At 71.4% G+C, this 13286-nt stretch carries 9 protein-coding genes; 7 read left to right on the forward strand and 2 right to left on the reverse strand.

Features of this window, described 5'->3' with window-relative positions:
* Positions 1–129: 129 nt before the first annotated feature.
* A complete protein-coding gene (yczR, locus tag ACYVHU_RS21035) occupies positions 130–1560 on the reverse strand; it encodes a MocR-like transcription factor YczR (protein ID WP_078759754.1) in 1431 nt (476 codons plus the stop codon).
* Between the two features lie 147 nt (positions 1561–1707).
* Here yczR and yczE point away from each other — a divergent pair, with 147 nt between their 5' ends.
* The 6 genes from yczE to ACYVHU_RS21065 all read left to right on the forward strand — a co-directional run bounded on the left by yczE (position 1708) and on the right by ACYVHU_RS21065 (position 9409).
* Complete coding sequence (gene yczE, locus ACYVHU_RS21040) at positions 1708–2319, forward strand: YczE/YyaS/YitT family protein (RefSeq protein ID WP_498949314.1); 612 nt, start codon at positions 1708–1710, stop codon at positions 2317–2319.
* Between the two features lie 295 nt (positions 2320–2614).
* Positions 2615–4408 carry a glycoside hydrolase family 15 protein gene (locus ACYVHU_RS21045; protein WP_268804992.1) on the forward strand — a complete coding sequence of 598 codons (1794 nt, stop codon included), beginning with the start codon at positions 2615–2617 and terminating at the stop codon, positions 4406–4408.
* 165 nt (positions 4409–4573) lie between these two features.
* Positions 4574–6013 (forward strand): MFS transporter, encoded by a 1440-nt coding sequence (locus ACYVHU_RS21050; RefSeq protein ID WP_078759755.1) that lies wholly within the window; start codon positions 4574–4576, stop codon positions 6011–6013.
* Positions 6014–6050: 37 nt separating this feature from the next.
* Positions 6051–6797, forward strand: coding sequence for an MgtC/SapB family protein (locus ACYVHU_RS21055; protein WP_078759756.1), 747 nt, complete (start codon positions 6051–6053; stop codon positions 6795–6797).
* A gap of 258 nt (positions 6798–7055) precedes the next feature.
* A complete protein-coding gene (locus ACYVHU_RS21060) occupies positions 7056–8657 on the forward strand; it encodes a serine/threonine-protein kinase (protein ID WP_498949315.1) in 1602 nt (533 codons plus the stop codon).
* 77 nt (positions 8658–8734) lie between these two features.
* Positions 8735–9409 (forward strand): uracil-DNA glycosylase, encoded by a 675-nt coding sequence (locus tag ACYVHU_RS21065; RefSeq protein ID WP_078759757.1) that lies wholly within the window; start codon positions 8735–8737, stop codon positions 9407–9409.
* Positions 9410–9474: 65 nt separating this feature from the next.
* On the opposite strand, the gene ACYVHU_RS21070 is transcribed toward ACYVHU_RS21065, so the two are convergent.
* The gene (locus tag ACYVHU_RS21070) at positions 9475–9873 is read right to left on the reverse strand and encodes a VOC family protein (protein WP_078759758.1); all 399 of its coding nucleotides are present in this window, start codon (positions 9871–9873) and stop codon (positions 9475–9477) included.
* Between the two features lie 137 nt (positions 9874–10010).
* Here ACYVHU_RS21070 and ACYVHU_RS21075 point away from each other — a divergent pair, with 137 nt between their 5' ends.
* Positions 10011–13214 carry an NACHT domain-containing protein gene (locus ACYVHU_RS21075; RefSeq protein ID WP_498949316.1) on the forward strand — a complete coding sequence of 1068 codons (3204 nt, stop codon included), beginning with the start codon at positions 10011–10013 and terminating at the stop codon, positions 13212–13214.
* Positions 13215–13286 lie beyond the last annotated feature (72 nt).

Here is a 13286-nt window from a genome sequence, read left to right on the forward strand (position 1 = left end):
CAGCACATGTGATCCAGATCACGACATATGCGCACATCGCACCACGGAGCATGGCCACTTTCAAGAGATGGTCACGCATTCGTCAACCAGGGCATATCCAGCCATCGGGACAATGCCGGCGCCTCGGAGCTACACGTACAGCTCACGCGGGGTCGGAGCCGGACGGGCCACCGTGTCGGCGTAGGCGCCGGCGAGCCGGCGGACCGCGTCCACCAGGATCTCGGGTGGCTGGGTGTAGGCCAACCGGACGTAGTGCTCCAGGGTGCCCTCGGCGCCGAAGACCGGTCCCGGCGCGGGGTGGACCCCGTGGCGGTGGGCGTTCTCCCCCAGCGTGCTCGCCACCGGGTGGGGCAGCCGGGCCCACAGGACCAGTCCCCCTTCGGGAAGGACGAACTCCCAGTCCGGCAGCCGCTCGCGCAGGGCGGCGGCGAGCGCGTCCCGGTTGCGCCGGAGCTGACGGCTGCGCTCGGCCCGGATGCGCATGACGTCGGAGAGCAGATGGGTGACCGTCAACTGTTCGAGGACGGGACTGGCCAGGTCGAAGCGTTGCCGCAGCGCCATCAGCCGCGCCGCCATGGGCGGCGTCGTGCGGATCCAGCCGATCCGCAGACCACCCCACAGCAGTTTCGCGGCCGACCCCACGGTGTGCACGCGGCCATCGGTGTCGTGGACCGCCACGGGGGCGGGCTGCTCACCCGAGTCGATCGCCAGCTCCGCGACGGACTCGTCGATGATCAGCGCGGTCCCCGCGCGGCGCGCCCCGGCCACGAGTTCGGCCCGTTGCCCGTCGTCCATGAGCGCCCCGGTCGGGTTGTGGAAGTCGGGGATGAGGTAGGCCAGGGCCGGGCGCCACTGGCGCAGGGCGTCGAGGAGGTACTCCATCTCCCAACCCCGCGGCGAGACGCCGACGGGGCGCAGCCGCGCTCCCAGATGGCGCGCGGTGTCCAGGGGGTGGGGGTAGGTCGGCGATTCCACCACGACGCCGTCCCCCGGCCCCACCAGCAGCTCCATCAGCAGCGCGACGGCCTGCTGGGCGCCGTTGGTGACGAAGATCTGTTCGGGCGTGGTGGGCAGACCGCGCTCGACGTAACGGCGGGCGACGGCGTGGCGCAGCTCGGGGAGTCCCAGCGGGGCGTACCCCTGGCCGCCCACATGGGCGGCGAGCTGTTCCCCGGCCAACCGCGCGGCGGTCCGAAGACCGTCGATGGCCGGGGGCGCGGCGACCCCGAGGTCGATGTGCTCGGTGTCGGGGACGAACGGGGCCAGCCCCCCGGCCCCGACACCGGGGAGGACCGTCCAGCTCCCGGCCCCCTGGCGGCTGTCCAGGTAGCCGTTCTCCCGCAACCAGGCGTAGGCCGCCGTCACGGTGTTGCGGCTGACCCCCAGCGCGGTCGCGAGGTCGCGTTCGGCGGGCAGGCGGGTGTGGGTGGGAACGCGCCCGTCCAGGACGAGCCCGCTGATCGCGCGGGCCACCGCCAGGTAGTAGGGGCGGGTCCGCGGAATGGCTCCGATGAGCCGGGCCAGGAGATGACCGTTGATTCGCCGTTCGCCGACCACCATGGTGCCACTTTCCGGGATTGGCCCTACAACAGGCGGATTAAACACGTCAATATTACGCACATGGTCCGTTTCACCCCCTTCCCTCCTTCCACTCGCCACACCCTGTCCGCTATATCCCGTTTTAGGCGCCGTGTACTCATTACCCCGATGCTGCCGCGCCCACGGATGCGCCGACTTCTCCAGCTGTACGTCGGCCTGTACCTGTACGGGTTGGGGGGCGCGCTCCAGGTGAGCTCACACCTGGGCGCCATGCCGTGGGACGTCCTCCACCAGGGCCTGTCCCGCCAGACCGGACTGTCCATCGGCACCTGGAGCATCACCGTCGGCGCGCTGCTGATCCTGCTGTGGATCCCCCTGCGCCAACGCCCCGGCCTGGGCACGCTCAGCAACGTCGTCATCGTCGGGGTGTCGGTGGACCTCTCCCTGGCCTGGCTCCCCCAGCCCGACTCCCTGGGCTGGCGCTGCCTGCTCCTGGCGCTCGGCATCCTGACCACCGCCGTGGCCACCGGCTGCTACATCGGGGCCGGCCTGGGCCCCGGCCCGCGCGACGGGCTCATGACCGGACTGGCCGCACGGGGGCTGTCGGTGCGCCGGGCCCGCACCGGCATCGAGGTGGCCGTGGTGATCGTCGGGTTCCTCCTCGGCGGTACCGTGGGCGTGGGCACCCTGCTCTTCGCGCTGACCATCGGTCCGCTCGCCCAGGTGTTCCTGCCGTTGTTCGGCATCGCGGAACCGGCCGCGCGCCCCGCCGAGGACTGAGCCCGGCCGGTCGCGGGCGGGCGCACTCCCAAGCCCTCTGTCCATTGATTCACAATTGATCGCGAAAAGCTCCGGATGCACATCTTTTCCCGGTAGCGTGGGCCCCAGCGTCGTCCATCCGGCGCCCGGGTGAACGGCGGCCCGTGGCAGGGCGACGGGACGGTCGGACCTGCGCCACCGACACCGGCCCGGCGAGCGCGGGAGAACGGGATCTCCTACCCCGCAGAGTTGGATACGGTACGTCCGCAAGAACGTGATCTTTGTCTGAATCTGGAGTTTTCGGGGGGTGATCCGCGTGCCTGGCTGGATCGAGGACTACGCACTGATCGGCGACATGCAGACCGCTGCTCTGGTAGGCCGCGACGGCTCTATCGACTGGTTGTGTCTCCCCCATTTCGATTCCCCCGCCTGCTTCGCAGCGGTGCTCGGGGACGAGCAGAATGGGAACTGGTGGATCCGGCCCGCGACGGCCGAGCCACGGGCCACTCGGCGCCGCTACCGCCCCGAGACCCTGATCCTGGAGACGGAGTGGGACACCCCCGAGGGCACCGTCCGGATCATCGACTTCATGCCGCCGCGCGGCGGCGCGCCCCACATCGTGCGCATCGTCGAGGGCGTGCGTGGAACGGTGCGGATGAGCACCTCGCTACGGCTGCGCTTCGACTACGGCAACGTGGTCCCCTGGATCCACCGCAACGGCACCGAGGTGGTGGCCGTCGCCGGACCCGATTCGGTGTGGATCAGCTCCCCCGTCCCCCTGGAGGGTCACAACTTCACCCACGACGCGACCTTCGTCGTCAGCGCGGGGCAGCGCATCCCCTTCGTCATGACCTGGCACCCCTCCCACGTCGAGGAGTCCGACCACCTCGACGCCGAGAAGGCGCTCTCCCGGACCGAACGCTTCTGGCACGAGTGGGTCGAGAAGTGCACCTACGAGGGCGACTACCGCGACGCGGTCATCCGCTCCCTGATCACCCTCAAGGCCCTCACCTACCAGCCCACCGGCGGCATCGTCGCCGCTCCCACCACCTCGCTGCCCGAGGACATCGGCGGGGTGCGCAACTGGGACTACCGCTACTGCTGGCTGCGCGACGCCACGATCACGTTGGAGGCGCTGATCCGCAGCGGCTACACCGACGAGGCACAGGCCTGGCGCGAATGGCTGGTGCGCGCGGTGGCCGGCGAGCCCCAGCACATGCAGATCATGTACGGGGTGCGCGGCGAGCGCCGGCTCGCCGAGTGGGAGGCCGAATGGCTGCCGGGTTACGAGAACTCCCGCCCGGTGCGCATCGGCAACGCCGCCGTCGGCCAGTACCAGCTCGACGTCTACGGCGAGGTGATGGACGTGTTGCACCTGGCCCGACGCTCGGGGCTGCAAGGGGGCGAGCACGTGTGGGGTCTACAGCGCTCGCTCGTCAACTACCTGGAGTGGTGCTGGGACGAACCCGATGAGGGCCTGTGGGAGGTGCGTGGCCCGCGCCAGCACTTCGTGCACTCCAAGGTGATGGCCTGGGTGGCCGCCGACCGCGCGGTGCGCATGATCGAGGAGTTCGGCAAGGAGGGGCCGGTCGAGCGCTGGCGGGCGCTGCGCGACACCATCCACGCCGAGGTGTGCGAGTACGGCTACGACTCCCAGCGCAACACCTTCACCCAGTACTACGGCAGCGAGGAGCTGGACGCCGCGCTGCTGCTCATCCCCGAGGTGGGTTTCCTGCCCTACGACGATCCGCGCGTCATCGGCACGATCGAGGCGATCCGCGACGACCTGATGGTCGACGGTTTCGTCCTGCGCTACCGGACCGACCGCGAGGGCGTCGCCGACCAGCTGCCCGGTGACGAGGGCGCCTTCCTGGCGTGCAGCTTCTGGATGGCCAACGCGCTGCTGTCGATCGGCCGCGAGAAGGAGGCCCGGGAGCTGTTCGGCCGGCTGCTGGCCCTGCGCAACGACGTCGGGCTCCTCGCCGAGGAGTACGACCCGCGCCTGGGCCGGCAGGTGGGGAACTTCCCGCAGGCGTTCAGCCACGTGCCCCTGGTGACGACGGCGTTGAACCTGTCCCACCAGGACGGCCACCGCCGCGCCGAGCCCTGATCCCGTCCCGCGCGTTCTCGCCGCGATCCGCTCGCGGCGAGAACGCGCGCTTGTGCGCAACATGGACGTCCAGGTTCCCGTCTGAGGGTGACTTCTTCCCCACCCCACAGTGATAGCGCCCTTCCCCGCTGTTACGGGAAGACCTATCGGGACAGGGTGACGGGCATGAACGTCACGACCGACATCCCGGCCCGGATGGACCGGCTCCCCTGGGCCCGATGGCACTGGCTCGTTCTCGTCGGCCTGGGCAGCGTGTGGATCCTCGACGGCCTTGAGGTCACGATCGTGGGCGCGGTCGGGTCGCGCATCACCGAGCCCGGCAGCGGCCTGGGCATCAGCGAGGCCCAGGTCGGCCTGGCGGCGTCGATCTACATCGTGGGCGCCTGCCTGGGAGCGCTCTTCTTCGGCCATCTGACCGAACGCTACGGGCGCCGGCGCATCTTCCTCGCCACGCTCGGCGTCTACCTCACCGCCACCGTGCTCACGGCGCTGTCCGGCAACGCCCTGTGGTTCTACGTCTGCCGGTTCTTCACCGGATTCGGGATCGGCGGCGAGTACGCCGCCATCAACTCCGCGATCGACGAAATGGTGCCCGCCCGGTTGCGCGGCCGGATCGCGTTGATCGTCAACGGCTCCTACTGGTTGGGGGCCGCGGCCGGTGCCGCGATGGCCTTCCCCCTGCTCGATCCGGATCTGCTCCCCGAGGACATCGGCTGGCGGCTGACGTTCGCGATCGGCGGCCTGCTCGGCCTGATCATCATCGTCGTGCGGCGGATCGTCCCCGAGAGTCCACGCTGGCTGGTCATCCACGGCCGTGAGGAGGAGGCCGAGCGCGTGGTCCGTCGGATCGAGGCGGAGGTCGAACGCGAGACCCACCGCGACTGGCTTCCCGAACCCGCGAGCACGCTGACGCTGGAGCAGCGCACCACCACGACGTTCCGCGAGGTGGGCACCACGCTGGTGCGCACCTATCCGCGCCGCACCCTGCTCGGCCTGGCGTTGTTCGCGGGACAGGCGTTCCTGTACAACGCGGTGTTCTTCACCCAGGCCCTGGTGCTGACCACGTTCTTCGACGTCCCCTCCGCCGTGGCCCCCCTGTTCATCGTGCCCCTGGCCCTGGGTAACTTCCTCGGTCCGGTCCTCCTCGGCCCCCTGTTCGACACGCTGGGACGGCGGCCGATGATCGCCGCCACCTACATCGGCTCCGGTCTGCTGCTGATCGGCACCGGAGCGCTGTTCCAGGCCGAGGTCCTCACCGCCACCACCCTGACGCTGTGCTGGTGCGCGGTGTTCTTCGTCGCCTCAGCGGGGGCGAGCTCGGCCTACCTGACCGTCAGCGAGATCTTCCCGATGGAGACCCGCCCTCAGGCCATCGCCCTCTTCTACGCGATTGGAACCGCCCTCGGCGGCATTTTGGGGCCTGGACTGTTCGGTGCCCTTGTCGCAAGCGGCGACATCGGACAGGTCACATTCGGGTACTACCTGGGCGCGGGCCTGATGATCTTGGGGGGATTGGTCGAACTTTTCCTTGGAGTTGAAGCCGCACGGCGTTCCCTGGAGGACATCGCGGACCCGTTGAGCAGAAAGACGGCCGCGCCGACGTGATCCCGCGTCCGGCGCCAGGGCGGGATGGGGTGAAGGGTTGACGGTAGCCGCGGTACAGACCAACCTCCTGGATTTCACCGGGCAGGGATGGCCCCAGTTGGTCGCTCTGTCGGCCGCGCTGATCCTGTGCTCGCTGATCGGGTTGGAACGCGAACTGCGCCAGAAGAGCGCCGGACTGCGCACGCACACCCTGGTCGGACTCGGCGCAGCGCTGTTCATGCTGGTGAGCAAGTACGGCTTCGGTGACATCCTGAACGGCACCACCATCATGTTGGACCCCTCACGGGTGGCCGCCCAGATCGTCTCGGGCATCGGTTTCATCGGTGGGGGGCTGATCTTCGTCCGCCGCGACATGGTGCGCGGTCTGACCACCGCCGCCGCGGTGTGGGTGTCGGCGGCGGTGGGAACGGCGTGCGGCGCGGGGCTGTGGGTGATCGCGACGTTCGTGACCCTCGCCCACTTCGTCGTCACCTACGGATATCCGGTGCTGCTCCGGTTGCTGACCCGCTCCGTCCCCAAGACCTCGACGCTGCGGATCGGCTACGAGGACGGCCGGGGTGTGCTGCGCTCGATCCTCTCCCTGGCCACCCGGCGGGGCTTCACCATTCAGCAGGTCGACACCAACCGCCGCGGCGACGACGGTTGGCCCGGAGGGCCGGCGATCGATCTCGTCCTGCGTGTCCGTGGCAGGGGCGACGCCAACGAGCTGGCCGTGGAACTGTCCGAGACCGAGGGGGTGCTGCGCGTGGGTGTCGGGGTCGCGCCGGAGGACGAGGGGGAGTGAGCCGCGACGCCGCCCGGCCGCGGCGGCGCCTCGCCCGGTCGCCCGGATCCCCGCCGCCCCCTGCGACCGTCGAGGAGCATGGGTGCCGCCGTGCCGACCGAGGCCGGACCGTCGCGCGGCCCCCGCGCAACGGTCCGCCCTCCTGGGGCGTCCCCGCGCCTCCCGCGCCCCGGTGGGCTCCCCCGGAAAACAACGGAGACGCGAGGAGGGCGAACGGCTACGCTGCCGCGGGGGATCTCCCGCGGGAAGGGTGAGGCGGTGCGCGACGTGCTGGCCGGACGCTACCGGCTGACGGAGAGACTCGGCGGCGGTGGGATGGGCGAGGTGTGGCGGGGCCGCGACGAGCGGCTCGGCCGCGCGGTGGCGGTCAAGCTGTTGCGGCCGGAACTGGTCGACGACGACCTGACGGTGGCCCGCTTCCACCGTGAGGCGCGCGTGACCGCCCGACTCGCCGGGCACCCCAACATCGTCATCCTCTACGACTACGGCGTCCACGAGGAGTCGGTCTATGCCGTGATGGAACTGGTGCGCGGCCTTCCGCTCAGCGGCGTGTTGCGGGAGCGGCGCAGGCTCCCGGTGCCCCTGGCGGTGCGCTGGGGAGCCCAGGTGTGCGCCGGACTGGCCGCGGCGCACACGCTGGGAGTCGTGCACCGGGACGTCAAACCGGGCAACCTCATGGTCACGGCCTCGGGCGGCGATCCCGACGGCGAGGGGACCGTCAAGATCCTCGACTTCGGCATCGCCGGCCTCCACGGCGCCGCGGCGCACGGTCGGCGCCCCGCCCGGACCGGCGACGTGTTCGGCACTCCCCTGTACATGTCCCCGGAGCAGGCTCAGGGGCTGCCGGTCGGCGTCGCGGGCGACCTGTACTCCTTCGGGACGATCCTGTACCGGATGCTGACCGGGGAACCCCCCTTCCACGCCGAGGACGTCCTCGCGGTCCTTCGCATGCACATCCACGAGGCGCCTCGCCCGCCTCACCGGCTCCGGCCGGACCTTCCCATGGAACTGTCGGACCTGGTGCTGGAGTTGTTGGCGAAGGACCCGTGGCGCCGCCCCCGCGACGCCGCGCAGGTGGGCGCCCGCTTGGCCGCCCTGCTGGCCGGGACCGGGACGGCCAGGCGCGCCACCGTCGCCACGCCACCCCCGGCCGCCACCGTCCCGGCCGCACCGCCACCCGGCCCGCTGGGGCACCGTGCCCTCGAACAGGGCCCGGTGGACATCGGGGAACGGGCCGCCTCGGGCGGTGCCGCGGCCGACGCCCTGGCCGAGCCGGTCGACGTGCCGGGCGAGGACCTTCCCGAGACCCTTCGCGCGCGGCGCGGACAGGCCCTCCGGTGGGACAGGGCCGGCGCGCCGGAACGGGCGGTCGAACTGTTCGGCGGCCTCCTGCCCGATGTGGAGCGGCTTTATGGCCCCCGCCACCCCGAGACGTTGACGGTACGCCACCACCTCGCCGTCAACATGAGCCGCTGTGGACGGCACGCCGAGGCCGCGCGCCTGCGCGCGGCCCTGCTGCCCGACCTGACCGCGGCATACGGGGAGGGCTCCGAGCGGGTCCTGCTCACCCGCCTGCACCTGGCCTTCGACGTCGGCGGGGCGGGACACCACCGACGCGCGGCGGTCCTGCTGGGGGAGCTGGTCGGTGACCTGAGCCGGGCCCTGGGACCCGACGACCCGAACACGTTGGCCGCGCGCCACCACCGCGCGGCCCACACCGGGCACGCGGGCGACCCCGCCGGGGCCGCCCGCCAGTACCACGACCTGCTCGCCGACCAGGTGCGGCTGTACGGCTCCGAGGACGCGCGCACCGCTCGGGCACGGGACCGGTTGGCGCACTGGTGGGAGCGCGCCCACTGACGCACACCGCCCCGCTGGTGGGCGTTTCGTGGCGAATACGGTCATGCTTGTCGCCGTCCGCCGATAGTGTCAACGCCATGTCAGGACGACCGTTGAACGAAATCATGGAGCCCGGCTGGGCCAAGGCCATGGAGCCCGTCGCCGGCCGGATCTCGCAGATGGGGGACTTCCTGCGGGCCGAGGTCGCCGCGGGCCGCACCTACCTGCCGGCCGGGAAGGACGTGCTGCGCGCCTTCCAGCAGCCCTTCGACGACGTCCGGGTGCTCCTCGTGGGACAGGACCCCTACCCCACTCCCGGGCACGCGGTGGGTCTGAGCTTCTCCGTGGCGCCGGACGTCAAGCTGCCGGGCAGCCTGCGCAACATCTACAAGGAGTACACCGAGGACCTGGGGCTGCCCATGCCCTCCAACGGCGATCTCACGCCGTGGACCGAGCGCGGTGTGCTGCTGCTCAACCGCGTTCTCACGGTACTCCCGCGCAAGCCCGGCTCGCACCGCGGCAAGGGCTGGGAGGAGGTCACCGAACAGGCCATCCGCGCGCTCGCCGAGCGCGGCAAGCCGATGGTGGCGATCCTGTGGGGCCGCGACGCGCGCAACCTGCGCCCGCTGATGCCGGGCGTGCCGTGCGTGGAGTCCACCCACCCCAGTCCGATGTCGGCGCACAACGGCTTCTTCGGCTCGCGCCCCTTCAGCCGGGCCAACGCCCTGTTGGAGGAGCAGGGCGCCGAACCGGTCGACTGGCGGCTGCCCTGACCTCTCCCCTCTGGGGCGGGACGATGCCGCGCGCGGGTGCGGCATCGTCCCGCTCCGGGTGCGGCTCAGTCGGCGCTGTCCCCCGCGGCGGCCAGTTCGGCGTCGCTGCGCTCGACACAGAACTCGTTGCCCTCGGGGTCGGCGAGGACCACGAACCCCTTGCCGTCGGGCGTACGGAAGTCCGAGAGGAACGTGGCCCCGATCCCGACCAGCCGCTCCACCTCCTCGTCCCGGGTCGCCTCCGAGGGCCCCAGGTCGAGGTGGACCCGGTTCTTGACCACTTTCCCCTCGGGAACCCGGAGGAAGAGCAGCCCCGGCTGCCCGTCGGGGGTGTCGATGTAGGCCTCGTCCGCCCCGGGGCCGCTCCGCGGGTCGACCGGTACGCCGATCACCCGCGCCCAGAACTCCGCGAGCGCGTGCGGATCGGCGCAGTCGATGGTGATGTTGCGGATGGGGGACGGCATGGGGCCTCCTGATCGACGGGGACGGTGGTAGTGGCCGCACGGGCACGTGCCCGGGGGCGGGTTCCGCTAACCGTCACGGTTTGTACACAATAGGCACGCCCAGCCGGTACCGGTTTTTCGGAGAGGCCACCCCCCGCATGGCGAAGAAGCTGAGCTACACCGACGCACTACAGATCCTCGGCGCGGACGACCCCGCGGCCCTGGACTTCGCCGGACGGCTGATCGAGGGGGGACTGGGCCTGCTCGGCGTCCCGGACCTGCTGGGGGTGCGCGAAATGGTGCTCGAGCACGGCCGTGACGCGCTGGTCCGCCTGCGCGGGAGGATCGACGGCACGTCGCGCCACGACCGCAGCGAGCGCATCGCAGCGGCCCACCAGGTCATCGTCGTCACCGCCTTCTTCGAGGCGGTCGGCGAGGTGCTGGCCTCCCCCGGCTGCCCCCTGTCCCTGGCCGACCTGGAGATCACCCCGGAGGAGCAGCACGGCCTGTTCTCCTCGACGCTGACCTCGTGGAGTGTGCGTCCCCCCATCGGGTTGCGCACCGAGCGCATCGCCCGGATCTACACGTCGCGCGCCGAACTCCTCCTGCGCTTCCTGCACGGTCTGGCGGCGTGGGAGCGGCTGGGCGACGGCGAGCGCCGCACCGTGGGCGAGCTGATCCGGACCCAGGTCCCCGCCCTGGCCGAGCGGCGCTATTGGGAGTCCTACCACGCCTTGGCCGCCGACGTCGCGGAGTTCGGCGTGTGGGTGGCCGCGACCGAGCACGCGACCACGCGGGCCGACATCGACCGGCTCGCCGTGGGGCTGGCCGGCCTGGAGGAGATGGTGGGCCGTCTCCCTTCGGGGAACTCCGCCGAACGGCACCGCGCCGAGCTCACCGAGATCTACCGGCGCGTGCTGCGTCGTCCCCTGCTCAGCTCCCACGACGTTCCCGCCGGCCTGCGCCTGCCCACGATGGAGGAGGCCTACCTGGCCCCGCGCGGCCGGCTCGGGTTCACCTCGGGCGAGAGCCGGCCCTCCTCGCTCTCCTGGTGGGAGGGCGCCGAGGTCCACGAGGACCTGCAACCGCTGCTGGTGTCGCTGCTGACCCAGCCCGACGCGACGGACGGCCCCCTGGTCGTCCTGGGCCACCCCGGTGCGGGCAAGTCCAAGCTGACCGAGATGCTCGCGGCCCGCCTGCCCCTGGGCGCGTTCCTACCGATACGGGTCGAGCTGCGCGCGGTCCAGGCCGACGCCCCCATCCGACGCCAGATCGAAGAGGGCATGGCGGCGGTGCTCCACACCGACGTCGCCTGGCGGGACCTCGCCGACTCCGCCGGCGACGCGCTGCCCGTCGTCATCCTCGACGGCTTCGACGAACTGCTCCAGGCCACCGGGGTGAACCGCTCGGACTACCTGGAACGTGTGCAGGAGTTCCAACGGGACCAGTCCGCCCTGGGCCGGCCGATCGCCGTGATCGTCACCAGCCGCACCGTGGTGGCCGACCGCGTCCGCTTTCCCGAGTCGACGCCGGTGATCCTGCTGGAGCCCTTTGACGAGGGGCGGATCTCCCGGATGCTCGACGTGTGGAGCGGGCTCAACGCCGACGAGCTCCTCTCGCGCGGGCTACGGCCGCTCACCCTCGACATCGTGCTGGCCCACCGCGAGCTCGCCGAGCAGCCGTTGCTGCTGATGATGCTGATGATCTACGACGCCGACGGCAACGCCCTGCGCAACGCCACGGCCGGCCTGTCCCGGGCCGGCCTCTACCAGCAACTGCTCAGCTCTTTTGCCGAGCGGGAGGTGCGCAAACACCGCCCCCACCTGGACGCCCCCGGGTTGCGGCGCGCGATCGACGACGAGCTACGGCGCCTGGAGGTGGTGGCGATGGCCATGTTCGCCCGCCGCGGCCAGACGGTGACGGCCGAGGAGCTGGGCGCCGATCTCGCCGTGCTGTTCCCCGACTCCGGCACGCACACCGGCGATCCGGGGCTGCACGGCCGGATCGACGACGCCGACCAGGTACTCGGCCGTTTCTTCTTCGTGCACGAGGCGCGGGCCCTCCAGGACGGCGGAGCGCGCAGCGTCTATGAGTTCCTGCACGCCACGTTCGGCGAGTTCCTGGTCGCCCGGATGGTGGTGGAGGCCCTGCGGGAACTGGTCGAGGAACGCCGGCACGCGCGGCGACGGCGCTACGCCGAACCCCTCAACGACGGGCTCCTCTACGCGATCACGTCGTTTGCCGCGCTGCCGGGACGCTCGGCGGTGCTGGAGTTCGCCGACGACCTGTTGCAGGACTGGTTCACCCGTCTGCCGGAGGAACGCGGGGAGTGCCGCGCCCTGCTGGTCGACCTGTTCCGGGAGGCCCCCTTCCCTTCGCCCCACCGCTCCTTCTCCGACTACGCCCCCCGCCGGATCCCCATCACCCAGCGTCAGGCGCTGCACAGCACGAACCTGGTCGTCCTGCTGACCCTGGTCGAGGAGGGGGAGATCGACATCGCCGAGCTCTTCCCCGACTCGCGGGACCCCTGGCAGTCCTGGCGGGGGATGAGCGGGCTGTGGCGCGGGATGACCGCCGCCGAGTGGCACGGCACGATCGACGCGATCAGGGTCCGCCATCTCGGATACCTGGGAGATCGGCCGCGCAGCATGGTGCAGCGCGGCCGCCCCGAACCGGTCAACGTCGGCGAGTGCATCGGGTTCGAGCTGCGCGCCGACGTCACCGGCCCCCTCGCGGTCGCCGACCCCTACTCCATCGTCGTCCCCTATGACGGGGTCACCTCCAAACTGCTGCGCTCCATGGCCCTGCGCGCCAACGGCACCGCGAGCCGGATGGTGCTGATGCTGCTGCCCTACCTGTTCCACGCCGGTGAGGACCTGGGGACCTGGTTCGTGGACCCCATCGACCCCGACCTGGCGTGGGCGGAGACCTACGACGTACTGGAGCTGCGCCTGGGACGGCCCCGGGCCGACGCGCCCGGCCGGCTGGAGCGCTACACGCGGCTGTTGTCGAGCCCGACGCTGGGGCGGGTGGAGCTGATCGTGCTGCGCCAGGCCGCGGAGGACCTCGCGCTGACCTCCGACGCGGTCCCCGAACGCGCCGCCCTGGTGCGGGTCGTGGAGAGCTTCCTGCACGACGTCCGGTCGGCCCGGGGGATCACCACCGCCGACGTCCGTTCCGCGATGGACGCCCTGCGCCCCTTCCTGCGCCACGGCGAGACCGCCGACACGGTGCTGGGCCGGGTGATCACCGACGCGATGGAGCCGCTGGACGCCCCGCCCTCGGACGACGTGCCTGGACGACCCGTCGCTCCCGGCCGGGCGGCCCTTTACCCGGGAGGATCCGGCGGCAGCGCCGGCTGAGAAACCGCTTCCTTGCGGGAGGACGGCGGCACCGGCCCGCTGTCCTTCCCGTCCCCGCTCCGCCTCGCGTGG

The sequence above is a fragment of the Marinactinospora endophytica genome, assembly GCF_054780875.1.

Coding starts and splice junctions, on each gene's coding strand:
- yczR (WP_078759754.1), bottom strand. CDS start 1,560: ATGGTGGTCGGCGAACGGCGAATCAACGGTCATCTCCTGGCCCGGCTC.
- yczE (WP_498949314.1), top strand. CDS start 1,708: ATGCTGCCGCGCCCACGGATGCGCCGACTTCTCCAGCTGTACGTCGGC.
- ACYVHU_RS21050 (WP_078759755.1), top strand. CDS start 4,574: ATGAACGTCACGACCGACATCCCGGCCCGGATGGACCGGCTCCCCTGG.
- ACYVHU_RS21065 (WP_078759757.1), top strand. CDS start 8,735: ATGTCAGGACGACCGTTGAACGAAATCATGGAGCCCGGCTGGGCCAAG.
- ACYVHU_RS21070 (WP_078759758.1), bottom strand. CDS start 9,873: ATGCCGTCCCCCATCCGCAACATCACCATCGACTGCGCCGATCCGCAC.
- ACYVHU_RS21075 (WP_498949316.1), top strand. CDS start 10,011: ATGGCGAAGAAGCTGAGCTACACCGACGCACTACAGATCCTCGGCGCG.